Raw genomic sequence first — 21,963 nt, 5'->3', positions numbered from 1 at the left:
TACTACGTGCCCGGACCACTGCTCGACGGCTACTTCTCGACGTACCGAAGTGAGCGCAGCCCGCGCTCCAGGTGCCAGTGGAGATAGGCGGACACCAGTCCGCTCCCCTCCCTCACGTACCGCGGCTCGCACGCGTCCGCGGTCTCCCAGTCCCCCGTGAGCAGCGCGCCGAGCAGCGCGAGCGTCTGCGGCGAGGGTACGACACTGCCGGGCACCCGGCAGTCGACGCAGACCGAGCCGCCGGAGGCCACCGAGAAGAACCGGTTGGGTCCGGGCATCCCGCACTTGGCGCAGTCGCCGAAGCTGGGCGCGTAGCCGTTGACGGCGAGCGAGCGCAGCAGGAACGCGTCGAGCACCAGATGCGGGGCGTGCTCCCCGCGCGCGAGGGTGCGCAGGCCGCCCACGAGCAGCAGGTACTGCTGAACGGCCGGTTCGCCCTCGTGGTCGGTGAACCGCTCGGCGGTCTCCAGCATGGCCGTCCCGGCGGTGTAGCGGGCGTAGTCCGTCACGATGCCACCGCCGTAGGGCGCTATGGTCTCGCTCTGGGTGCACAGCGGCAGCCCGCGCCCGACCAGCTCGCTGCCCCGCGCGAAGAACTGCACGTCGACGTGCGAGAACGGCTCCAGCCGGGCCCCGAACTTGGACTTCGTCCGTCGCACGCCCCGGGCCACGGCCCGTACCCGCCCGTGCCCACGGGTGAGCAGTGTGATGATCCGGTCGGCTTCGCCGAGCTTCTGGGTGCGCAAGACGATGCCGTCGTCCCGGAAGAGGCTCATGCCGTCCATTCTCGCCCATGCGCAGGACCCCGGGCGGCTCAGGTGCGCGCACGGCGGCTCAGGCCTCGCGCGCCTTCGCCGTCGTCGGGACGGTCACGCCGAGCCGGCTCGTTGCTCGGGGACGGAGAGTTCGGCGACGAAGACGGTGCGGCCCTCGCGTGCCTCCTGGGCGTGGATGAGCAGGTCGACGGGGATCGTGTGGCCGTCCCGGTGCAGGGCCTCGACCCGTACCGGGCGGCCGAGGATGCGGGACTCCCCGGTGAGCAGCAGGGAGGTGAAGCCGGCGACGTGGCGCTCTCGCCACTCGGGCGGGATCAGCACGGTGAGCCGCCGGCCGACCAGGACGTCCGCGTCCCAGCCGAGCAGGGCGGCCGCGGCCCGGTTCACCGCCAGGATCCGGTTCCCGTCGTCGGCGGCCACGCAGGGCACGCCGCCGGCGTGCAGGGCGGAGGGGTCCCAGACCGCCGGGATCGCGGGCTCGGCGTCGTCCTCCTTTGTCGCGGCGGTCCAGGGTGTGGCGGGCGCGCCGGCAAGCTGGCCGGCCACCTGGTCCAGCAGCCAGGTGGAGACCCGGCGGATCTCCGGCAGCGCCGGCCGGGTGAGCAGCCGCCCGGCGGCGGCCGCCGCGTCGGCGCGGTCCAGCACCCGGCGCAGCAGGGGTACGGACGGGGCGGCCTCGCGCGGCACCGGCACCCGCGCCGTGCAGACCGGCTCGACGGGGTGCGGCCCGAGCGCCGCCGTCACTCCGGCGTCGAGCCCCTGCCGGCCGCCCTGGGCGGCGCGCAGGTCCCCCGGCGGGGGCACGTCGGACCGCTGCCCGGCGAGGGCGGCCAGCTGGCATTCGCGCAGCAGTGCCTCCTGGTGTCGCTGCGCCGCCGCGTACAACGCCACGGGCAGGTCCACCAGCAGCACCGAGGCGGTCGGGCCGGTCGCCGGCGGGGCCTCGCCCCACCCGGCCGCGGGCGGGATCTCGGGCGCCTCGGGCCACAGCTCGAACCACACGGTCTTGCCGCAGCTGTCGCACTCCACGCCGTAACCGGCGGCGAGGTCCTCGACCAGCTGCAGCCCTCGCCCGGTGCCCGCCTCAAGGCCGCGGGAGTGGGGCGCGACCGTGCGGTGCGGCTCGCGGTCCCGCACCCGCACGTGCACCCGGCCCGTCCGGGCCCAGGCCCTCACCTCGACCTCGGTGTGCGCGTGCAGCACCGCGTTGGTGACGAGCTCGCTCACCAGCAGCTCGGCCTCGTCCACCACGTCCGGCGGGGTGCCGGCCAGTGTGTTGCGCACGAACCGCCGGGCCGCCGGAACGCTGTCCGGTCGTGGGGGCCACCGCCGCGCCGGGGCGGTGGCTGGGGTGGCACCAGTCATACCCCCCGAGTATGGTCCCCCCTCCCCCGCGGTCATCAAGCCACCGACGGCCGCGAAAACATCCCAGGAGGCACCTCGGCCCCCCAGGTCACACGGTTCGCAGAGGCGCCCTCAGCCGGCGGTGAATCCGCGGACGTACCGCTTCTGCCACGGCGTCTCCACGGCGTGGCGGTCGTAGTGCTCCCGTACGTACCCCACCGCCTCCCCGGCCGGTACGCCGTCCAGGACGGCGAGACAGGCCAGCGCGGTCCCGGTACGGCCCCGGCCGCCACCGCAGGCGATCTCCACCCGTCCGTCGGCCGCCCGCTCCCAGGCCTCGGCGAGGAGCGCTCGTGCGGCCGCGCGGTCGGCCGGGAGGCGGAAGTCCGGCCAGCGGATCCAGCGGGACTCCCAGGGGACGGACGGGGGGCGCCTGCCGAGGAGGTGGACGCCGTACGTGGGGTTCGGCGCCCCGGGGTCGGGCGGGCGGCGCAGGCCCCGGCCGCGTACCAGCCGCCCCGACGGCAGCCGCAGCACGCCCGGCCGCCCCTCCTGCCACCGCTGTTCCTCGCTCGTCATCCGGCCATTCCTACCCGGGTCCCGGGCCCCGGACACCCACGGCGCGTCCGCCGGCCGTGGGGCCCCGCGGGTGCGGGACGCCGCCCCGGTCCGTCACGTGTTCCCCGGCGACACCAGTCCCGACTCGTAGGCCACGATGACCAGTTGCGCCCGGTCCCGTGCTCCCAGCTTCCCCATGATCCGGCTGACGTGGGTCTTCGCGGTGAGCGGGCTGAGCGCCAGTGCCTCGCCGATCTCGGCGTTGTTCAGGCCACGGGCGACCAGGGTCAGCACCTCGCGCTCCCGGTCGGAGAGGCAGTCGGGGCCGCCCGTGGCCGGTGTCGCGGGGCTGCGCAGGAAGCGGGCGATCAGGCGGGCCGTCGGGCCCGGCGAGAGCAGGGAGTCGCCGGCGGCCACCGTGCGGATCGCGTCGAGGAGTTCGGCGGGCCGGGTGTCCTTCACCAGGAAGCCGGAGGCGCCGGCGCGCAGCGCCTCCACGATGTTCTCGTCGGTGTCGTAGGTGGTGAGGACGAGCACCTTCACCCCGGCCAGCTCCTCGTCGGCGGCGATGAGCCGGGTGGCCTCGATGCCGTCGAGGTCGGGCATGCGGATGTCCATCACCACGAGGTCGGCGCGCGAGCTGCGGGCCAGCGCGACGGCCTCACGCCCGGTGCCGGCCTGCCCGACGACCTCCATGTCGCCCGACGACTCGACGAGCATGGCGAAGGCGGCTCTGACCAGGGTCTGGTCGTCCGCGAGCAGCACGCGGACGGCGCTCACCGGGTTCCTTCCAGGGGCAGTACGGCGGTCACCTCGAAGCCCCCGCCGGCACGGGGGCCCGCGTCGAGCGTCCCGCCCACGCTGCGGGCCCGCTCTCGCATGCCGACGAGCCCGAAGCCCTGGCTGGTCCCGGGGTCGGGCCCGGCGCCGTCGTCGGTGACGGACAGGCGCAGGGCGCCGTCCTCTGCGTACAGGTCGACGCCGACGGCCGGTTCGGGCCCGGCGTGCCGCACGGCGTTCGTGAGCGCCTCCTGCACGATGCGGTACACGGCGGCGCCGACGGCGGGCGGGACGTCGCCGGCCCGCATGGACAGCTCCACCTTCGCTCCGGACATCCGGGCGGTCTCCGCCAGGTGGGCGACGCCGTGCAGTCCGGGCAGCGGGCCGCGTGCGTCGGGGCCGCCCTGTTCCCGCAGTACCTCCAGCGTCGTGCGCAGCTCACCGCGCGCCGTCCGGCAGGTCTCCGCGATGTCGTCGAGGGCCTTGGCGACGGCGGCGCGGTCGAGGCGGCCGGAGTCGGCGGTGAGGACGTGCGCGGCCACGGAGGTCTGCACGCCGATGAGGGTGATGCTGTGGGCGAGCAGGTCGTGCAGGTCGCGGGCGATGCGCAGGCGCTCCTCCGCGACACGGCGGCGGGCCTCCTGCTCGCGGGTGCGTTCGGCGCGCTCGGCGCGCTCGACGATGGCGGCGACGTACTGGCGGTAGTAGCGGACGTCGACGCCGAAGAAGAGCACGGCGACGATCCAGCCGGAGATGCGCAGCAGTTCGACGCCCTGATGGTGGTTGACGGTGAGCATCACGCTCGTGGCGAGGGTGACGACGCCCATGCCGGTCAGCACCGTGCGCAGCGGGCGGCCGGTGGTGGCGACCGTGTAGATCGCGACGTACGAGGCGGGGGCGGGGGCGACGTGGTTGTAGTCGAGCGCGTGGTAGGGCATCGCGCAGGCCGCCACCGCGGCCAGGACCAGGACCGGGCGGCTGCGCCGCCACACGAGTGGCACCTGGACGGCGAACAGCAGCACCCAGCCGAGCGCGTCGGGGGTGCGCCGCTCGTCGCCTAGGAGCGCGATCAGGGTGGCGAGCGCGGCGAGTCCGGCCGCGAGCAACGCGTCGTTGCGGGTGCGGTGTGGGGCGGTCAGCGGATCGCGGTTGATCGCCGCCATGATTCGCTCGCCCCGACGGGGGCGGGGCGCTGTCGTGGTTGCCTGCACGGGTCCATCTTCCGGTAGGCGGGCGCCCCTCCGGCCGGGAGGGGCGCCGGCTCCTCAGCTCACGGGCTCCGGCTCGCGGGCCGGGGGCGCGGGGTCGGGTGTGCGCGACAGCCGCCCCGGCCACCAGACCTTCCGGCCCAGTGCCACGCTCGCGCTGGTCACCAGGTAGGTGCGGACCAGGAAGGTGTCCAGGAGCACGCCGACGGCGATGACGAAGCCTAGTTCGACGAGCTGGACGAGCCCCATGTTCGTCAGCACCGCGAAGGTGGCGGCGAGGACGAGCCCGGCGGAGGCGATGACCCCGCCGGTGGTGCGCAGCGCGGTCAGTGCGGCGGAGGCCGGTGGCGTGCCGTGTCCTTCGATGCTCCGCAGCGATTCCTCCCGCATGCGGTGCATGAGGAAGATGCCGTAGTCGACGCCGAGGGCGACCAGGAAGACGAAGGACAGCAGCCCGAGTCCGGGGTCGGTACCCTCGAAGCCGAACAGCGGGCCGAACACCAGACCGCCGATGCCGAGCGCGGCGCCCCAGACCGCGACGACGGCGGCAACCAGGATCAGCGGCGCGACGAGGGAGCGCAGCAGGGCGATCAGGATCAGCAGGACGGAGACGAGGACGATCGGGATGACGATGAGCCGGTCGCGGGAGTTGGTGTCCTCCAGGTCGATCTGCTGGGCGCTGGGCCCGCCGACGTAGGAGCCGGTCAGCTCGTGCCGCAGTTCCTTGATGGTGGCGGTCTCGCCGGCGGTCTGGGGCGGGGCGGAGGCGATCACGGAGATCTCGGTCCATCCACCGCCGCTACGGCCCGGCTGGGCGCCGGCGACGCCGTGCGCGCCGCGGACGGTGGCCAGGGTCGCCTCGGCCCGGTCGGTCGGGGTGATGACGTCGATGGGCTGTGCGGACCGCTCGGGGTAGGCCTTGGCGAGGGTCTCCAGCGCGGCGACGGACTCCGGCTTGTCGACGAAGGCGTCCTGCTGCTTGATGGCGCCGGGCAGGTTGAGGGCGCCGAGGGCGAGCGCGCCGAGCAGGACGGCCCCGGAGGCGAGGACGGTCAGCGGGCGGCGCCCGGCGGAGTTGCCCATCGCAGCGAACAGCGACCGGCGGGCCTTGGGCGTACTGCCGTAGGCGGGCACGAGCGGCCAGAACACCCGTCGGCCCAGCAGGACCAGCAGTGCGGGCAGCAGCGTCAGCATCGCGACCACCGCGCACAGCACGCCGACCGTACCCAACGGCCCCATGCCGCGGCTTGAGTTGAGGTCGGCGGCGAGCAGGCACAGCAGGCCCGCCGCCACCGTGCCGGAGGAGGCGAGCACGGCGGGCCCGCATCCGCGCAGGGCGGCGCGCATGGCGTCGTACGGCCGCTCGTGGCGCCGCAGTTCCTCGCGGTAGCGGGAGACGAGCAGCAGGGCGTAGTCGGTGCCGGCGCCGAAGACGAGGACGGTCATGATGCCGGTGCTCTGTCCGGAGACGGTGGTGCCGAAGGCCTGGTTGAGGCCGTAGGCGACGCCGGTGGACAGGTAGTCGGCCATCCCGACGACGGCGAGCGGGACCAGCCACAGCAGCGGGCTGCGGTAGATGAGGATGAGCAGGACGGCGACGACCGCGACGGTGGTGTAGAGCAGCGGTCCGCCGAGCGCGTTGTAGACGTCCGCCGCGTCGGTGGCCATGGCGCCCGGTCCGCCGACCTGGACGGTGAGTCCGCCCTGGTCGTGGGCGACGCCGCGGACGTCGTCGACGAAGGCGTCGCGCTTCTTCTCGTCGGTGCCGGGCTCGTTACTGGTGACCGGGTACATCAGGGTCGTGCCGTCCCTGGACGGCACGGACCGCGGTGTCCCGGTCAGCTCGTGCTGCCGGCCGATCGCCGCCACCTGCCGTGCCGCCGTCGCCCGGTCCGCCGCCGTCAGGCCCGAGTCCCGGTGGTAGACGAGGACCAGTTCGGTCGCCTGGCCGCCCGGCAGCCGGTCCTGGATCCTGGCCACCTGGGTGGAGTCGGCGCTCGCGGGCAGGTAGTCGGTCACCCGGTCGTGCTGCACGTCGGCGAGTTTCGAGGCGAACGGCGAGGCGAGAGCCAGCACGCCGATCCATAGCGCGAGCAGCAGCCAGGGGATGGCGCGTCGTCGTGTACGTGTCGTTCCTCCGGCCCCCATGAGACGGGCCCTCCCTCCGGCGCGGGTGTCTGGATGCGGTCTCCAGACTCCCGGCGCGGCGGGCGCGTTTCGTCGCGCGGGAGGGCGAGTTCCGGCGTACTGCGCCAGGCGGCCGGACGGGCGGACTACTCCCCCGGGAGTACCGGGAGGTGTCAGGACGGTGTACGCGCGGCCGCCAGCAGGCGGGTCACGTCGTCCGCGCAGATGGTCAGGGCCGCGCCGACGGTGGCGAGGGTGTCGCGTTCGGCGGGGGTGTAGGGGCCGTCGGCCAGGGCGATGCGGGCGGCCTGGAGGAGGATCGACTCGCGGCCGGCGGCGGCGAGGTGCGGGGCCAGCGGGTCCAGGGCCTCGTGCAGCTCTATGGCCAGGCCCGCCACGCACGGCTCGCCCTCGTACACCCGGCCGGTGTCGGCGGCCAGCGCCTCGACCAGGGCGGCCAGCTGCTCCTCGGTGCAGTCGGCGAAGCCGGCCGCGCGGACGGCGGCCGCGGCGGTCTCCAGGGCCGTGCGCGAGGAGGCGCCGCCCGCGGACAGCACCGCGAGGGCGACGGTGTGCACCGCGTCACGGAGCATCGCGGAGAAGCGGGAGGTCGTCGGGTGGTCCAGGGTGTCGGTGCCGAAGTGGCCGCCGCAGGCCGCGCACTCCACGACCGGCCCGGCCGCCCCGCGCGGCAGCAGGGGCACGCCGAGGACGGTGAAGCGCCGTCGGCCGCTCATCCGCTGGTAGTTGCGGTCCCCGCCGCAGCCGGGGCAGAAGAACTCGCCGTCGCCGACGGGTGTCCACGAGGTACGGGTGCCCAGCATCCGGGCAAGCCTGGTGGCACGGCCGTTTCGTCCCCGTACTGGCAGCACGTCGCACCTCCGTAACCACGCGGCAACATCGCCGCGTGGGCGTGATGTTAGCCACATCGGTGAGGCTGAGTCAGTACCCCGGACGAGACCTGTTCGTGACCTGGCCGGTAAACGACCGTGGAAAAAAGGGGCCCCGGCCGCCTCAAGAGGTGGCCGGGGCCCCGGAAAGTGCCGGTCAGCGGGGTCAGCGAGTGGCTCGGTTGACGGCCGAGACGACCGCCTTCAGCGACGCGCGTGTCGTGTTCGCATCGATGCCGATCCCCCACAGGACCTTGTCCTCGATCGCGCATTCGATGTAGGAGGCGGCCTGCGCGGAGGCGCCCTCGCTCATCGTGTGCTCCTGGTAGTCCAGCAGGCGTACGTCGATGCCGATGGACTGCAGGGCGTCGAAGAAGGCCGAGATCGGGCCGTTGCCGGAACCGGTCAGGACGGTGTCCTCGCCGTCCACCTGCGCCTCGACGGTCAGGGTGTCCACGCCGTCGGTGTCGGTGGTCGACTGGCCGGTCTTGACCTGGATACGGCCCCAGGGGTTGTCCGGGTTCGGCAGGTACTCGTCCTGGAAGACCGCCCAGATCTCCTTCGGCGTGATCTCGCCGCCCTCGGCGTCGGTCTTCGCCTGGATGATCTTCGAGAACTCGATCTGCATCCGGCGCGGCAGGTCCAGCTTGTGGTCGTTCTTCAGGACGTAGGAGATACCGCCCTTGCCCGACTGGGAGTTGACGCGGATGACGGCCTCGTAGGAGCGGCCGACGTCCTTGGGGTCGATGGGCAGGTACGGCACCGCCCACTCGATGTCGTCGACGGTGACGCCCTTCGCCTTCGCGTCGGCCTCCATGGCGTCGAAGCCCTTCTTGATGGCGTCCTGGTGGGAGCCGGAGAAGGACGTGTAGACCAGGTCGCCCACGTACGGGTGGCGCGGGTGGACCTCCATCTGGTTGCAGTACTCCCACGTGCGACGGATCTCGTCGATGTCGGAGAAGTCGATCTGCGGGTCGACGCCCTGCGAGAACAGGTTCATGCCCAGGGTGACCAGGTCGACGTTGCCGGTGCGCTCGCCCTGGCCGAACAGGCAGCCCTCGACGCGGTCGGCGCCGGCCATGACCGCCAGCTCGGCCGCCGCGACCGCCGTGCCGCGGTCGTTGTGCGGGTGGGCGGACAGGCAGACGTACTCGCGGCGCGAGAGGTTGCGGTGCATCCACTCGAAGCGGTCCGCGTGCGTGGACGGGGTCGAACGCTCCACGGTCGCGGGCAGGTTGAGGATGATCTCGCGGCCCGGGCCGGGCTGCCAGACGTCCATGACCGCCTCGCAGACCTCCAGGGCGAAGTCCAGCTCGGTGTCGGTGAAGATCTCCGGGCTGTACTGGTAGCCGAACTCCGTCTCGGGGCCCAGCAGCTTCTCCGCGTACTCCATCACCAGACGGGTGCCGTCCACGGCGATCTGCTTGATGTCGTCCTTGGAGCCGCGGAAGACGACCCGACGGAAGACCGGGGCGGTGGCGTTGTACAGGTGGACGTTGGCCCGCTTGGCGCCCTTGAGGGACTCCACGGTCCGCTCGATCAGGTCCTCGCGGGCCTGGGTCAGCACGGAGATCGTGACGTCGTCCGGGATCGCGCCCTCCTCCTCGATGATGGAGCGCACGAAGTCGTAGTCGGTCTGCCCGGAGGCCGGGAAGCCGACCTCGATCTCCTTGTAGCCCAGCTTGACCAGCAGGTCGAACATCGCGCGCTTGCGGGCGGGCGACATCGGGTCGATCAGGGCCTGGTTGCCGTCGCGCAGGTCGGTGGAGAGCCAGCGGGGGGCGGTGGTGATCCGCTGCTCCGGCCAGGTGCGGTCGGGGATGTCGACCTGCTCGTAGCGGCCGTACTTCTGGATCGGCATGGAACTGGGCTGCTGGCGGTTGGCCATGGTGGCGTGGGCTCCTCGGATGGTCCGCAGGCGGTGCGGTGCCGGAAGGGCGGCCGACGGCGCAACGCCAGACTCCGCGGGGAGGGGGTCGGCCTCGACTACAGGCCCTCGCCGCGGCAGCTAAGGAGAAGCAGCCCGAAACGCATGATGCTCCGCAGCCTAGCCGAGCCGCGCCGACTGCGCGGGCCTGTTCCAGTATGCGAAACCGGTGGGACGAAAAGGACAAAAAGTGCGCCATCTCACCACGAGGCCGTCGGCGGGTCACGCTGTGCAGCGCCCCCTACCACCAGGTGACGGCGCGACGATCCCCTTGCCCCGATATTTCACCAATCATGGTTGCGGGTGGTGACAGCCGTATAACAGAGTGCAATGGTGCGAGGCATGATGACCAACGGGGGCTTCGAGCCCGTCTTCTGCACCATCGTGCCGCCCCACATCCTCGACCGCCTCGCGCGCAACGAGGACCCAGCGCTCGCCGGACCGGCGCGGCGCAGCCTGGAGCGCGACGCCATGGAGCGCACCCGCCGCCGGCTGACCACCGTCGTCGGCGCGCCCGCCGTCGCCCCGCCCGCCGGCAAGCAGGCCGAGCATCCGCACCGCACCGTCTACGACGCCCACCACGGCACCGACCTGCCCGGCCGCAAGGTGCGCGGCGAGGGACAGCAGCCCACCGGCGACGCCACGGTCAACCGCGCCTACTCCGGCCTCGGCGCCACCTTCGAGCTGTATCTCCAGGCCTACGGCCGCGACTCCATCGACGGCAGCGGGCTGCCGCTGGACGCGACCGTGCACTACGACGAGAAGTACAACAACGCCTTCTGGAACGGCGAGCAGATGGTGTTCGGCGACGGCGACGGCGAGATCTTCCTCGACTTCACCATCCCGGTCGACGTCATCGGCCACGAGCTGACCCACGGCGTCACCCAGCACACCGCCAACCTGGAGTACTTCGGCCAGTCGGGGGCGCTCAACGAGTCGCTGTCCGACGTCTTCGGCTCGCTGATCAAGCAGTTCACGCTCGGCCAGACCGCCGCCGAGGCCGACTGGCTGATCGGCGCGGGCCTGCTCGCCCCGCGCGTCACCGGCACCGCCCTGCGCTCCATGAAGGCACCGGGCACGGCTTACGACGACGACGTGCTCGGCAAGGACCCGCAGCCGGCCACCATGGAGGACTACGTCCGCACCAGCAGCGACAACGGCGGCGTGCACATCAACTCCGGCATCCCCAACCACGCCTTCTACCTGGCCGCCACCGCGCTCGGCGGTCACGCCTGGGAGAAGGCGGGGCAGGTCTGGTACGACGTGCTGACCGGCGGTGAGCTCAAGGACGACGCGCTCTTCGCGGACTTCGCGACGCTCACCGTGAAGGCCGCCAGGGACCGCTTCGGCGCCGGCAACGAGCTCCAGGCCGTGCAGAAGGCCTGGGAGCAGGTCGGGGTGCGGACGCTGTAGCGGCGGGGCGGCCGCGGCTCGGACGCTGTGGCTCGGGACGATTCCGTACTAGACAGGGACCCATGCGTATTCAGGTGAGGCGCACGGGCGGGTTCGCGGGCATCGAGCGACACGCCGAGGTGGACACCTCGGGGCGGCCCGATGCCCGCGAGTGGCAGGCCCTGGCCGTCAGGGCCCTGGCCGACGGCCGGGACACGCCGCCGGCCGGGGTGCCGGACGGCTTCCGGTACGAGATCACCGTGGACGGCAGGACGGTGTACGCGGCCGATCCCCGCCTGTCGGCGGACCAGCGCGAGCTGATCTCCAAAGTGCTCGAGGAAGGGGCGTGACACGCGGCCGCGCAGGGGCGTTGACTTCTGTTACCGCAGGTACGGATGATCCGTCGCATGGCGACTGACGCGGGCACGGCAACGGCACCGATCCCCCGGTTCCCGGACGGCTTCCTGTGGGGTGTGTCCACCTCGGCCCATCAGATCGAGGGGGCGGCCGACGAGCGCGAGCCGTCCGTGTGGGACGCCTTCACGGCCGAGCCGGGACGGGTCAGGGACGGCTCGACGGCGGCGGTGGCCTGCGACCACTACCACCGCCACCGCGAGGACGTGGCGCTGCTGGCCGGCCTCGGCGTGGACGCCTACCGTTTCTCGGTCTCCTGGCCCCGGGTGAACTCCCCCGGCGGCCTCGACTTCTACGACCGGCTCGTCGACGAGCTGTGCGCGGCCGGCGTACGCCCCGTCCCGACCCTCTTCCACTGGGACCTTCCGGCGCGCCTGGACTGGCTGGAGCGGGACACGGCATCGTGCTTCGCGGAGTACGTGTCGCTGGTCGCCGGCCGCCTGGGCGACCGCGTCACGAAGTGGATAACGCTCAACGAACCGGCCGAGCACACGCTGCTGGGCCACGCCCTGGGCGTGCACGCACCGGGCAGGCGGCTGCTTTTCGACGCGCTTCCCGTCGCCCACCACCAGCTCCTCGCCCACGGACTGGCGGTGCGGGCCCTGCGCGCGGCCGGGGCCGGGGACATCGGCATCGCCAACTCCCACGGCCCGACCTGGGCGGCCTCCGGTGAGCCGGCGGACACCGAGGCGGCCGACTTCTACGACGTGCTGCTGAACCGCCTGTTCGCCGACCCGCTGCTGCTGGGCCGGTATCCGGAGGGCATCGACGCGCTGCTGCCCGGGGACGTCGAGTCCGATCTCTCCGTGATCGCGGAGCCGGTCGACTGGTACGGCATCAACTACTACGCCCCGACCCGCGTGGGCGCCCCGCAGGGCACCGGGGCGGAGTTCGGCGGCGTGACGCTCCCCGCCGGGCTCCCCTTCTCGCTCCGGCCGGTCGAGGGCCGCCCGGTCACGGACTTCGGCTGGCCGGTGGTCCCGGAGGGGCTGACGGAGCTGCTGACCGGCTTCCGCGACCGCTACGGCGACCGGCTCCCGCCCGTGGTGATCACGGAGAACGGCTGCTCCTACGAGGGGCTCGACGACCAGGACCGCATCGCCTATCTCGACGGCCACATCCGCGCCCTGCACCGGGCGGTGGAGGCGGGCGTGGACGTGCGCGGCTACTTCGTGTGGTCGCTGCTGGACAACTTCGAGTGGGCGGAGGGGTACGCGCGCCGGTTCGGACTGGTGCACGTCGACTTCGAGACGCTTCAGCGGACGCCGAAGGCCTCCTACCGCTGGTTCCGGGACGTGCTGCGGGCCCAGCGATGAACCGGACCGGCCGCCGGGATCATTTTCGCGGGCCCCCGAAAAGTCCTACGGGCTTGTCACTCCCCCGTCGTACCCTGGGAAGCGCGAGGCCGCCCTCAGCTACGCGGCCGTGACGAGGAGGAACCGCAGGCCTTCAGCGCCGGCCCATGACTCAGACACCCGCAGCCAACACCCCTGCGCAGGGGCAGGCGAGAGCACAGTTCACCGTCCCCGCCCAGCACCCCATGGTGACCGTGCTGGGTTCCGGCGACTCCCTCCTGCGCGTGATCGAGAAGGCCTTCCCGGGGGCCGACATCCACGTCCGGGGCAACGAGATCAGCGCGGTCGGCGACTCTGCGGACGTCGCCATGATCCAGCGCGTGTTCGACGAGATGATGCTGGTGCTCCGCACCGGGCAGCCGATGACGGAGGACGCAGTGGAACGCTCGATCGCCATGCTCAAGGCGAGCGAGAACGGGGAGAACGACGGCCAGGAGACCCCGGCCGAGGTCCTGACGCAGAACATCCTGTCCTCGCGTGGCCGCACCATCCGCCCCAAGACGCTCAACCAGAAGCGCTACGTCGACGCGATCGACAAGCACACGGTCGTCTTCGGCATCGGCCCCGCCGGTACCGGCAAGACCTACCTGGCGATGGCCAAGGCGGTGCAGGCCCTGCAGTCCAAGCAGGTCAACCGCATCATCCTGACCCGTCCGGCGGTCGAGGCCGGAGAGCGGCTCGGATTTCTCCCGGGCACGCTCTACGAGAAGATCGACCCCTATCTGCGCCCGCTGTACGACGCGCTGCACGACATGATCGACCCGGACTCCATTCCGCGGCTCATGGCGGCGGGCACCATCGAGGTGGCCCCGCTGGCGTACATGCGCGGCCGGACGCTCAACGACGCCTTCATCATCCTGGACGAGGCGCAGAACACGAGCCCCGAGCAGATGAAGATGTTCCTCACCCGCCTCGGGTTCGACTCGAAGATCGTCATCACGGGTGACGTGACGCAGGTGGACCTGCCGAACGGCACGAAGAGCGGTCTGCGGCAGGTGCAGGAGATCCTGGAGGGCGTCGAGGACGTCCACTTCTCCCGGCTGTCGTCGCACGACGTCGTACGGCACAAGCTGGTGGGCCGTATCGTCGACGCGTACGAGAAGTACGACAGCAGGTACGGCACCGAGAACGGCGCGCCAAAGTCCGGCGGACACGGCAGGCCCGGGCACGGGCACAAGGGGAAGTAGACCAGCACGACCATGTCGATCGACGTCAACAACGAGTCCGGAACCGAGGTCGACGAGCAGGCGATCCTCGACATCGCCCGCTACGCACTCGCGCGGATGCGCATCCACCCGCTCTCCGAGCTCTCGGTGATCGTCGTGGACGCCGACGCCATGGAGCAGCTGCACGTCCAGTGGATGGACCTGCCGGGGCCGACGGATGTCATGTCCTTTCCGATGGACGAGCTGCGTCCGCCGGGCAAGGACGACGACGAGCCCCCGCAGGGCCTGCTGGGTGACATCGTGCTGTGCCCGGAGGTGGCCGCGAAGCAGGGCGCGGAGGCCGCGACGCGGCACTCCATGGACGAGGAACTCCAGCTGCTCACCGTCCACGGTGTGCTGCACCTGCTCGGCTACGACCACGAGGAACCGGACGAGAAGACCGAGATGTTCGGCCTTCAGGCGGCGATCGTGGACGGCTGGCGGGCGGAGCAGGGCCTGACCGGGCCTTCCCCGGCGCCGACGGTCTCGTAAACCGCCGATGAGTCCACAGATCGTCGTCGGCGCGATCGCGCTGATCGTCGTCGCCTGGCTAGCCGCCTGCGCGGAGGCGGGCCTCGCCCGGGTGTCCAGCTTCCGGGCCGAGGAGGCCGTGAAGTCCGGCCGCCGGGGCGCCGCCAAGCTGGCCCAGGTGGCCGCCGACCCGACCCGCTACCTGAACGTGGCGCTGCTGGTGCGGGTGGCGTGCGAGATGGCGGCGGCCGCGCTGGTGACGTACGCGTGCCTGGAGGCGTTCGCGAGCACGGGCGAGGCGCTGGTGGTCGCGATCGCGGTCATGGTGCTCGTGTCGTACGTCGCCGTCGGGGTCTCCCCGCGCACCATCGGCCGGCAGCATCCGCTGAACACGGCGACCGTGGCGGCGTACGTGCTCGTCCCGCTCGCGCGGATCATGGGGCCGATCCCGTCGCTGCTGATCCTCATCGGCAACGCGCTCACGCCCGGCAAGGGTTTCCGCCGCGGCCCGTTCGCCTCCGAGGCGGAGCTGCGGGCGCTGGTGGACCTGGCCGAGCAGGAGTCCCTGATCGAGGACGAGGAGCGCCGGATGGTGCACTCCGTCTTCGAGCTGGGCGACACGCTGGTGCGGGAGGTCATGGTGCCGCGTACCGACCTGGTCGTCATCGAGCGGTACAAGACCATCCGCCAGGCGCTCACGCTGGCGCTGCGCTCCGGTTTCTCGCGCATCCCGGTCACCGGCGAGAGCGAGGACGACATCGTCGGGATGGTCTACCTGAAGGACCTGGCCCGCCGCACCCACATCAGCCGGGACGCCGAGAGCGACCTGGTGTCCACCGCGATGCGCCCGGCCGTCTTCGTGCCGGACACGAAGAACGCCGGTGACCTGCTGCGCGAGATGCAGAAGGAGCGCAACCACGTCGCCGTCGTCATCGACGAGTACGGCGGCACGGCCGGCATCGTCACCATCGAGGACATCCTCGAGGAGATCGTCGGCGAGATCACCGACGAGTACGACCGTGAGCTGCCGCCGGTGGAGGACCTCGGCGAGGACCGCTACCGGGTGACCGCCCGGCTGGACATCACCGACCTGGGCGAGCTGTACGGCCTGGAGGAGTACGACGACGAGGACGTGGAGACGGTCGGCGGGCTGCTCGCCAAGGCGCTCGGCCGGGTGCCCATCGCCGGGGCGTCGTCCGTGGTGGAGCTGCCCGACGGCCGGGAACTGCGGCTGACGGCGGAGGCCGCGGCGGGGCGCCGGAACAAGATCCTGACGGTGCTGGTGGAGCCGGTGCCGGTGGCCCCGGCCGGCTCCCCCGGGGACGAGGAGACGAAGCCGGAGTGACCCCGCAGGAACTGCGCAGTCTCTGCCTGTCCTTCAACGCCGCCGTGGAGGACTTCCCGTTCGGCCCGGAGACCTCCGTCTTCAAGGTCCGGGGCAAGCTGTTCGCCCTGTCCGCACTGGGCGCCGAGCCGCTGACCGTCAACCTCAAGTGCGACCCCGAGGACGCCGTGCGTCTGCGGGGCGAGCACCCGGGGCTCGTCGTCCCCGGGTGGCACATGAACAAGCGCCACTGGAACACGGTCACGGTCGACGGCGGGCTCCCGGACCGGTTGGTCCGGGAGCTGGTGGAGGACTCCTACGACCTGGTGGTGGCCGGCCTGCCGCGTGCCGAACGGCTGCGCCTCGACCGGCCATAGGTGCCCGTCCTTGGTCGGCCCTGGGGCCCGTCCTAGGCCGTCCGACGGATCCGCAGTCCCAGGCCGACCAGGACGGCCGCCGCGAGGACGATCGCCGCGTCCAGGGCCAGCACGGTGTGCACGCCCGACAGGAGGTCGCCGGAGGTGGTGGCCAGGACGCCGAGCAGCGGGATGCCGACGGTGATCCCGACCTGCTGGGTGGAGGTGACCAGACCGGTGGCCAGGCCCTGCTCCTCGTCGGGTACGCCCGAGGTGACGGTCAGTCCGTAGGAGATGATCGCGCCGAGGTGGCACATGCTGGCCAGTGAGACGGCGGTCGTGGCGAGCCAGACCGACCAGGTGTGGGCGTTCAGGCCGAGCAGCGCGGCGATCAGCGCGCCCTGTCCGGCGAGCGAGCCGACGAGGGTGCGGCGGGCGCCGAACCGGCCGATGACCTTCGCCGCGTAGCTGCCCGCGACCGCCGACAGCACACCCTGGACGCCGAAGACCAGGCCGGTCTCGAAGGCCGACAGGTGAAGGGTCTCCTGCAGGTAGAGGGTCAGGACGAAGATCACCGTCGACATCATCGAGAAGGTGACCAGACCGCCCAGGTTGCCCCAGGCCACCGTGCGGCGGCGCAGCATGGGCAGGGAGACCAGCGGCGCCTGCGTGCGGGACTCGACGACCGCGAACGCGGCCAGCAGGGCGACGCCCGCGATCAGCGTGGTGATGACGTCGGCCCGGCCGAAGCCGTGGTCGGCGGCGGTGGACAGGGCGTAGATCAGCGACAGCAGGCCGGTGGTGACGGTGACCGCGCCGGGGACGTCCAGGCGGGGGCGTTCCGGGGTGCGGGACTCGGGCAGCAGGCGGGGGGCCAGTGGCAGGACGATCAGCGCGAAGACCGACAGCAGCGCCATCGTGGAGCGCCAGCCGAGGGCGTCGGTGAGGACGCCGCCCGCGACCATGCCGACGGTGAAGCCCAGCGACAGCAGGGTGCCGGAGATGCCGAGGGCGCGGTCGCGGGCCGGGCCCTCGGGGAAGGTGGTGGTCAGCAGGGACATGCCGGTCGGCACGATCGCCGCCGCGCCCAGGCCCTGCAGGGCCCGGCCGGTGAGGAAGGACGCCGGGTCCCAGGCCAGGGTGGCCAGCAGCGAGGCGGCGCCGAACAGGGCCAGTCCGGTCAGGAACAGCTTCCGGCGGCCGTACAGGTCGCCGACGCGGCCGAACAGCAGCAGGAAACCGCCCGAGGGCAGCGCGAACGCGGTGACCGCCCACTGCAGCGCGGACCGGCTCATGCCGAGGTCCGTGCCCAGCCGAGGCAGGGCCACGTTCAGCACGGAGAAGTCCAGGGCGACCATGAACTGGGCGGCGCACAGGACGAAGAGGACCAGCTTGTCGCGGGTCGACAGCCGTGGGTCGTCGAGCGGTTCGCGGACGGGGGTGGTGGATGAGGTGGTGGTGTCGATCGCCATGGCCCTCAGCCTCGGGCGACCGGAACAACCGTGGGGAGTCGGAACTTATGGTGGTGGTGGCACCACCAGACACTGCGAGGGGGATCCGTACGTGCCTGACACGGACACGCACAAGAGTCAGCGGCTGCGCGAACTGCGCGAGTTCCTGATGAGCAGACGGGCCCGGGTGACCCCGGCCGAGGCCGGACTGCCGGACGGCGGCCCCCGGCGCCGGACGCCCGGATTGCGGCGCGAGGAGGTCGCGGTGCTCGCCGGGGTGGGTGCCTCCTGGTACCAGTGGCTGGAGCAGGGACGTGACATCTCCGTCTCCCCGCAGGTCCTGGACTCCGTGGCCCGGGTGCTCCGGCTCAGCGACGTCGAGCGCCGCCATCTGTACGTGCTCGCCGGGCTGAACCCGCCCGCGCCCGAAGTGGCGCCGGAGAAGCGGGACATGTGCGACGGGCTGCGGCGGCTGATCGACACGTGGATGCCGTATCCGGCGCACATCATGGACATGTACTACAACTGCGTGATGTACAACGACGCCGCCGCGGTGGTGCTGGGGATGCGGTCGGAGAACACCCAGAACTGTCTCGTCGACTTCTTCGCCGATCCGCTGTACCGCTCCCGCAGCAAGAGCTGGGAACGCAACGCGCGTACGGTCGTGGCGCAGTTCCGGGCGGCGTGCGCGGCCCGTCCCGACGACGAGGGCTACGAGGCCGTCCTGGCCCAGGTGACGGCGGCCAGCGAGGAGTTCACGGCGCTGTGGGAGGAGCGGGACATCGAGGACGCCGGGCAGATCCGCAAGGAGCTCGACCATCCGCTGGTGGGGCTGCTGTGCGTGGAGTCGACGGCGCTGAAGGTGCCGGCCCGGCCCGATCTGACGGTGGTGCTGCACACGCCGCTGGACGAGGCGAACACCGCGGCGAAGCTGGAGTGGCTGGCCTCTCCCGAGGGCCGGCGCGGTGCGATGTATCCGGTGGCGGGGTGACCGGGGTGGTCGCGGTGCCGCTCCGTATGCTCGGATCATGACCGACAGCAACGGGCTCGACCCCGAGGACCGCAAGATCGTCACCCTGGCCCGTTCGGTACGGGCCCGCAACGGCGTGCCGGAGGGCGCGGCCGTACGCGACGAGACGGGCCGTACGTACGCCGCCGGGTCGGTGCACCTCGCCTCGCTGAAGCTGAGCGCCCTGCAGACGGCGGTGGCCATGGCGGTGGCCTCCGGCGCGACGTCGCTGGAGGCCGCGGCGGTGGTCAGCGAGGCGGAGGGCATCGCGCCCGAGGACCGGGCCGCGGTGGGCGACCTGGGCGGCCCGCAGACGCCGGTGCTGCTGGCCGGACCGGACGGCACGGTCCGGCTGACCCAGCCGGCGGGCCCGGCGGAGTAGGGAGCGCTACGGGACGGCGGGGCGGACCGGCGGACCGAGACCCGGGGCAAGCCCGGTGCGCCCCGGCACGACTCAGCCGGTCCGGGCCGAAGCGCGTCCGTGCCCGGTGGGGGCTACAGCGCGTCCGGGCCGCGTTCGCCCGTCCGGACGCGTACGACGGTCTCGACGGGCACGGCCCACACCTTGCCGTCGCCGATCTTCCCGGTCTGCGCGGCCCGTACCACCGCGTCGATGACCGCCTCCGCGTCGGCGTCCTCGACGACCACGTCGATGCGGACCTTGGGCACGAGGTCGACCCGGTACTCGGCGCCGCGGTACACCTCCGTATGGCCGCGCTGGCGGCCGTAGCCGCTGGCCTCGGTCACGGTCAGACCGTCCACGCCCATCTCCTGGAGCGCGGTCTTGACCTCGTCGAGGCGGTGCGGCTTGATGATCGCGGTGATGAGCTTCATGCCTGGGTGTGGACCTTCTGCGCGGTGGGGACGAAGGGGGACGCGCCGACCGGGGCGCCGTGCCCCAGGACCCCGTGATCGTAGGCGGTCTCGGCGTGCACCGTAAGGTCCAGGCCGGTGTGCTCCTGCTCCTCGCCCGCGCGCAGCCCCATCACCTTGTCGAGCAGCCTGCCGAGGCCGTACGTCGCGGCGAAGGCGTACACCGCCACGGCCGCCACGGCCAGCAGCTGCCTGCCGAGCGGGGCGAGCCCGCCGCCGTACAGGAGGCCCTCGGGGCCACCGGTCATCGCCTTCTCGGCGAACAGGCCGATGAGCAGGGTGCCGATGACTCCGCCGACCAGGTGGACGCCGACGACGTCGAGGGAGTCGTCGTAGTCGAGCCTGAACTTCCAGCTCACCGCGTAGGAGCAGACGACGCCCGCGGCCAGACCCACGACCAGCGCGCCGAGCAGGGAGACGGTGCCGCAGGACGGGGTGATCGCGACCAGGCCGGCGACCGCTCCGGAGGCGGCGCCCAGCGTCGTCGGATGGCCGTCCCGCCGGTGCTCCACGAAGAGCCAGCCGAGCAGACCCGTGCAGCCGGCGGCGAGGGTGTTGAGGAAGGCGGCGGCGGCGAGGCCGGTCGCGCCCATCGCGGAGCCGGCGTTGAAGCCGAACCAGCCGAACCAGAGCAGGCCGGCGCCGAGCATCACCATGGGCAGGTTGTGCGGGCGCATGGCGTCCTTCTTGAAGCCCAGTCGCGGGCCGAGGACCAGGCAGAGCGCGAGGCCGGAGGCGCCCGAGGTGATCTCGACGGGCAGGCCGCCGGCGAAGTCCAGGGCGCCCAGGTCATGGCCGATCCAGCCGCCCGGGCCCCACACCCAGTGGGCGACGGGGACGTATACGAGCAGCGCCCATACGGGCACGAAGACCAGCCAGGCGCCGAACTTCGCCCGGTCCGCGATCGCGCCGCTGATCAGCGCCGCGGTGATGATCGCGAAGGTGAGCTGGAAGGTGGCGAACAGGAGGGTGGGCACGGTTCCGTGCACGCTCGACGGGCCGAGACCGGCCAGACCGGCCTGGTGCAGGCCGCCGATGAGGCCGTCCGCCACGTCGCCGCCGAAGGCGAGGGAGTAGCCGCAGGCCAGCCAGACCACCGTGACCAGGGCGATCGACACGAAGCTCATCATGAGCATGTTGAGCACGCTCTTCGTGCGCACCATGCCGCCGTAGAACAGGGCGAGGCCCGGAGTCATCAGCAGGACGAGAGCGGTGGCGGCGAGCAGCCAGGCGGTGTCGCCGGTGTCGATGTGCGCGGTGTGGGCCGCGGCCGGAGTAACGGACTCCACGGGCGGTGTCTCCTCGCAGTGGGGGGCTCGTCCGAGGGTCACCGGTGTGCGTTTCCGGTCGCGTACGGGTGTGTTTCCGTGGCGTTTCGTGTTGCGCGGGCGTTTCCGGGACCTCACCGTGGCGGGGTCGCGGTGCGGGCGTGCGGCGGGGCCCTGTCGATCAGGGACAATGGGCGCCATGAGCGTTCGTAGCCAGTCATCCGAGCAGCCGGCCGAGTCCGTCCACCGCGCCGGCTTCGCCTGCTTCGTGGGCCGCCCCAACGCGGGCAAGTCCACCCTCACGAACGCTCTGGTCGGGCAGAAGGTGGCGATCACCGCCAACCAGCCGCAGACGACGCGGCACACGGTGCGCGGGATCGTGCACCGGCCGGACGCCCAGCTGATCCTGGTGGACACCCCGGGGCTGCACAAGCCGCGCACGCTGCTGGGCGAGCGGCTCAACGACGTCGTGCGGACGACGTGGGCCGAGGTCGACGTGATCGGCTTCTGCCTGCCGGCGAACGAGAAGATCGGTCCCGGCGACCGTTTCATCGCCAAGGAACTGGCGGGGATCAAGAAGTCCCCGAAGGTAGCCATCGTCACCAAGACCGACCTCGTCGACTCCAAGACCCTGGCCGAGCAGCTCATCGCGATCGACCAGCTGGGCAAGGAGCTGGGCATCGAGTGGGCGCAGATCGTCCCGGTGTCGGCGACCGCGAACAAGCAGGTCGACCTACTGGCGGACCTGCTGATCCCGATGCTGCCCGAGGGCCCGGCCCTCTACCCCGAGGGCGACCTCACCGACGAGCCCGAGCAGGTCATGATCGCGGAACTCATCCGCGAGGCGGCCCTGGAGGGCGTCCGCGACGAGCTGCCGCACTCCATCGCGGTGGTGGTCGAGGAGATGCTGCCGCGCGAGGACCGCCCGGCGGACAAGCCGCTGCTGGACATCCACGCCAACGTCTTCATCGAACGCCCGAGCCAGAAGGGCATCATCATCGGCCCCAAGGGCAAGCGCCTGAAGGAGGTCGGCATCAAGTCCCGCAAGCACATCGAGGCGCTGCTCGGCACGCCGGTCTTCCTGGACCTGCACGTGAAGGTGGCGAAGGACTGGCAGCGGGACCCCAAGCAGCTGCGGCGGCTCGGCTTCTGAGGGGGGCCTCGCCCACTGACCCGCCCGGCTCGGGTCCCCTGCGGGGGCTGCGCCCCACGCACCCCCGGTTTTGCAGCGCGTC

21 protein-coding genes are annotated in these 21,963 nt (G+C 72.1%); 10 read left to right on the top strand and 11 right to left on the bottom strand.

The genetic code is table 11. The annotated features are described in order from the left end of the window. Window positions 1-29: 29 nt before the first annotated feature. The 8 genes from recO to leuA all read right to left on the bottom strand — a co-directional run bounded on the left by recO (window position 30) and on the right by leuA (window position 9,571). A complete protein-coding gene (gene recO / locus BZY54_RS17215; protein WP_167414011.1) occupies window positions 30-776 on the bottom strand; it encodes a DNA repair protein RecO in 747 nt (248 codons plus the stop codon). Between the two features lie 93 nt (window positions 777-869). Further along, the gene (locus BZY54_RS17210) at window positions 870-2,141 is read right to left on the bottom strand and encodes an ATP-binding protein (protein ID WP_086726077.1); all 1,272 of its coding nucleotides are present in this window, start codon (window positions 2,139-2,141) and stop codon (window positions 870-872) included. 111 nt (window positions 2,142-2,252) lie between these two features. Beyond that, window positions 2,253-2,699 (bottom strand): phosphatase domain-containing protein, encoded by a 447-nt coding sequence (locus tag BZY54_RS17205; protein WP_086726076.1) that lies wholly within the window; start codon window positions 2,697-2,699, stop codon window positions 2,253-2,255. A 93-nt stretch (window positions 2,700-2,792) separates the two neighbouring features. After that, window positions 2,793-3,458 carry a response regulator transcription factor gene (locus BZY54_RS17200; RefSeq protein ID WP_086726075.1) on the bottom strand — a complete coding sequence of 222 codons (666 nt, stop codon included), beginning with the start codon at window positions 3,456-3,458 and terminating at the stop codon, window positions 2,793-2,795. Continuing rightward, window positions 3,455-4,669 (bottom strand): sensor histidine kinase, encoded by a 1,215-nt coding sequence (locus BZY54_RS17195; RefSeq protein ID WP_086726074.1) that lies wholly within the window; start codon window positions 4,667-4,669, stop codon window positions 3,455-3,457. The genes BZY54_RS17200 and BZY54_RS17195 overlap by 4 nt, the downstream gene beginning before the upstream one ends. 54 nt (window positions 4,670-4,723) lie before the next feature. Next, entirely contained in the window at window positions 4,724-6,814 is a 2,091-nt protein-coding gene (locus BZY54_RS17190; RefSeq protein ID WP_086726073.1) for an MMPL family transporter, read from the bottom strand. A 152-nt stretch (window positions 6,815-6,966) separates the two neighbouring features. Continuing rightward, window positions 6,967-7,665 carry a TerB family tellurite resistance protein gene (locus BZY54_RS17185; RefSeq protein ID WP_086726072.1) on the bottom strand — a complete coding sequence of 233 codons (699 nt, stop codon included), beginning with the start codon at window positions 7,663-7,665 and terminating at the stop codon, window positions 6,967-6,969. A gap of 184 nt (window positions 7,666-7,849) precedes the next feature. After that, window positions 7,850-9,571 (bottom strand): 2-isopropylmalate synthase, encoded by a 1,722-nt coding sequence (leuA, locus tag BZY54_RS17180; protein ID WP_086726071.1) that lies wholly within the window; start codon window positions 9,569-9,571, stop codon window positions 7,850-7,852. A 381-nt stretch (window positions 9,572-9,952) separates the two neighbouring features. On the opposite strand from leuA, the gene BZY54_RS17170 reads away from it, so the two are divergent. The 7 genes from BZY54_RS17170 (at window position 9,953) to BZY54_RS17140 (ending at window position 16,148) form a co-directional block, all read left to right on the top strand. Then, a complete protein-coding gene (locus BZY54_RS17170; protein WP_086726070.1) occupies window positions 9,953-11,023 on the top strand; it encodes a M4 family metallopeptidase in 1,071 nt (356 codons plus the stop codon). A 62-nt stretch (window positions 11,024-11,085) separates the two neighbouring features. Beyond that, on the top strand, window positions 11,086-11,352 hold the full coding sequence (locus BZY54_RS17165) for a protealysin inhibitor emfourin (RefSeq protein WP_086726069.1): 267 nt from the start codon (window positions 11,086-11,088) through the stop codon (window positions 11,350-11,352). 57 nt (window positions 11,353-11,409) lie between these two features. Next, window positions 11,410-12,732, top strand: a complete 1,323-nt coding sequence (locus BZY54_RS17160; RefSeq protein ID WP_086726068.1) for a GH1 family beta-glucosidase — start codon at window positions 11,410-11,412, stop codon at window positions 12,730-12,732. A gap of 146 nt (window positions 12,733-12,878) precedes the next feature. Further along, complete coding sequence (locus BZY54_RS17155) at window positions 12,879-13,958, top strand: PhoH family protein (RefSeq protein WP_086726067.1); 1,080 nt, start codon at window positions 12,879-12,881, stop codon at window positions 13,956-13,958. Window positions 13,959-13,970: 12 nt separating this feature from the next. After that, window positions 13,971-14,468 (top strand): rRNA maturation RNase YbeY, encoded by a 498-nt coding sequence (gene ybeY / locus BZY54_RS17150; RefSeq protein WP_086726066.1) that lies wholly within the window; start codon window positions 13,971-13,973, stop codon window positions 14,466-14,468. Window positions 14,469-14,475: 7 nt separating this feature from the next. Then, a complete protein-coding gene (locus BZY54_RS17145; protein ID WP_086726065.1) occupies window positions 14,476-15,792 on the top strand; it encodes a hemolysin family protein in 1,317 nt (438 codons plus the stop codon). Continuing rightward, on the top strand, window positions 15,789-16,148 hold the full coding sequence (locus BZY54_RS17140; protein ID WP_086726064.1) for an MmcQ/YjbR family DNA-binding protein: 360 nt from the start codon (window positions 15,789-15,791) through the stop codon (window positions 16,146-16,148). Before BZY54_RS17145 ends, BZY54_RS17140 begins: the two co-directional genes overlap by 4 nt. Window positions 16,149-16,180: 32 nt before the next feature. On the opposite strand, the gene BZY54_RS17135 is transcribed toward BZY54_RS17140, so the two are convergent. Continuing rightward, window positions 16,181-17,599, bottom strand: coding sequence for an MFS transporter (locus BZY54_RS17135; protein WP_086726063.1), 1,419 nt, complete (start codon window positions 17,597-17,599; stop codon window positions 16,181-16,183). A gap of 148 nt (window positions 17,600-17,747) precedes the next feature. On the opposite strand from BZY54_RS17135, the gene BZY54_RS17130 reads away from it, so the two are divergent. Both BZY54_RS17130 and BZY54_RS17125 read left to right on the top strand, forming a co-directional pair. Beyond that, complete coding sequence (locus BZY54_RS17130) at window positions 17,748-18,569, top strand: helix-turn-helix transcriptional regulator (protein WP_244217201.1); 822 nt, start codon at window positions 17,748-17,750, stop codon at window positions 18,567-18,569. Between the two features lie 37 nt (window positions 18,570-18,606). After that, a complete protein-coding gene (locus tag BZY54_RS17125; protein ID WP_086726062.1) occupies window positions 18,607-18,969 on the top strand; it encodes a cytidine/deoxycytidylate deaminase family protein in 363 nt (120 codons plus the stop codon). Between the two features lie 113 nt (window positions 18,970-19,082). On the opposite strand, the gene BZY54_RS17120 is transcribed toward BZY54_RS17125, so the two are convergent. Both BZY54_RS17120 and BZY54_RS17115 read right to left on the bottom strand, forming a co-directional pair. Further along, a complete protein-coding gene (locus BZY54_RS17120) occupies window positions 19,083-19,421 on the bottom strand; it encodes a P-II family nitrogen regulator (protein ID WP_086726061.1) in 339 nt (112 codons plus the stop codon). Then, window positions 19,418-20,749, bottom strand: coding sequence for an ammonium transporter (locus tag BZY54_RS17115; RefSeq protein WP_086726060.1), 1,332 nt, complete (start codon window positions 20,747-20,749; stop codon window positions 19,418-19,420). The genes BZY54_RS17120 and BZY54_RS17115 overlap by 4 nt, the downstream gene beginning before the upstream one ends. A gap of 178 nt (window positions 20,750-20,927) precedes the next feature. Here BZY54_RS17115 and era point away from each other — a divergent pair, with 178 nt between their 5' ends. Then, window positions 20,928-21,881, top strand: coding sequence for a GTPase Era (era, locus tag BZY54_RS17110; RefSeq protein WP_167414009.1), 954 nt, complete (start codon window positions 20,928-20,930; stop codon window positions 21,879-21,881). Window positions 21,882-21,963: the final 82 nt, after the last annotated feature.

This window comes from Streptomyces carpinensis, from assembly GCF_002154505.1.
GTDB lineage: Bacteria > Actinomycetota > Actinomycetes > Streptomycetales > Streptomycetaceae > Streptomyces > Streptomyces carpinensis.
This window is presented reverse-complemented; position numbering and strand designations above follow the sequence as displayed.

What these genes read in the sequence shown, in the direction of transcription:
- recO (WP_167414011.1), bottom strand. Translation starts at nt 776, where the DNA reads ATGAGCCTCTTCCGGGACGACGGCATCGTCTTGCGCACCCAGAAGCTC.
- BZY54_RS17210 (WP_086726077.1), bottom strand. Translation starts at nt 2,141, where the DNA reads ATGACTGGTGCCACCCCAGCCACCGCCCCGGCGCGGCGGTGGCCCCCA.
- BZY54_RS17205 (WP_086726076.1), bottom strand. Translation starts at nt 2,699, where the DNA reads ATGACGAGCGAGGAACAGCGGTGGCAGGAGGGGCGGCCGGGCGTGCTG.
- BZY54_RS17190 (WP_086726073.1), bottom strand. Translation starts at nt 6,814, where the DNA reads ATGGGGGCCGGAGGAACGACACGTACACGACGACGCGCCATCCCCTGG.
- leuA (WP_086726071.1), bottom strand. Translation starts at nt 9,571, where the DNA reads ATGGCCAACCGCCAGCAGCCCAGTTCCATGCCGATCCAGAAGTACGGC.
- BZY54_RS17170 (WP_086726070.1), top strand. Translation starts at nt 9,953, where the DNA reads ATGATGACCAACGGGGGCTTCGAGCCCGTCTTCTGCACCATCGTGCCG.
- BZY54_RS17165 (WP_086726069.1), top strand. Translation starts at nt 11,086, where the DNA reads ATGCGTATTCAGGTGAGGCGCACGGGCGGGTTCGCGGGCATCGAGCGA.
- BZY54_RS17160 (WP_086726068.1), top strand. Translation starts at nt 11,410, where the DNA reads ATGGCGACTGACGCGGGCACGGCAACGGCACCGATCCCCCGGTTCCCG.
- BZY54_RS17155 (WP_086726067.1), top strand. Translation starts at nt 12,879, where the DNA reads ATGACTCAGACACCCGCAGCCAACACCCCTGCGCAGGGGCAGGCGAGA.
- ybeY (WP_086726066.1), top strand. Translation starts at nt 13,971, where the DNA reads ATGTCGATCGACGTCAACAACGAGTCCGGAACCGAGGTCGACGAGCAG.
- BZY54_RS17145 (WP_086726065.1), top strand. Translation starts at nt 14,476, where the DNA reads ATGAGTCCACAGATCGTCGTCGGCGCGATCGCGCTGATCGTCGTCGCC.
- BZY54_RS17135 (WP_086726063.1), bottom strand. Translation starts at nt 17,599, where the DNA reads ATGGCGATCGACACCACCACCTCATCCACCACCCCCGTCCGCGAACCG.
- BZY54_RS17130 (WP_244217201.1), top strand. Translation starts at nt 17,748, where the DNA reads ATGAGCAGACGGGCCCGGGTGACCCCGGCCGAGGCCGGACTGCCGGAC.
- BZY54_RS17125 (WP_086726062.1), top strand. Translation starts at nt 18,607, where the DNA reads ATGACCGACAGCAACGGGCTCGACCCCGAGGACCGCAAGATCGTCACC.
- BZY54_RS17120 (WP_086726061.1), bottom strand. Translation starts at nt 19,421, where the DNA reads ATGAAGCTCATCACCGCGATCATCAAGCCGCACCGCCTCGACGAGGTC.
- era (WP_167414009.1), top strand. Translation starts at nt 20,928, where the DNA reads ATGAGCGTTCGTAGCCAGTCATCCGAGCAGCCGGCCGAGTCCGTCCAC.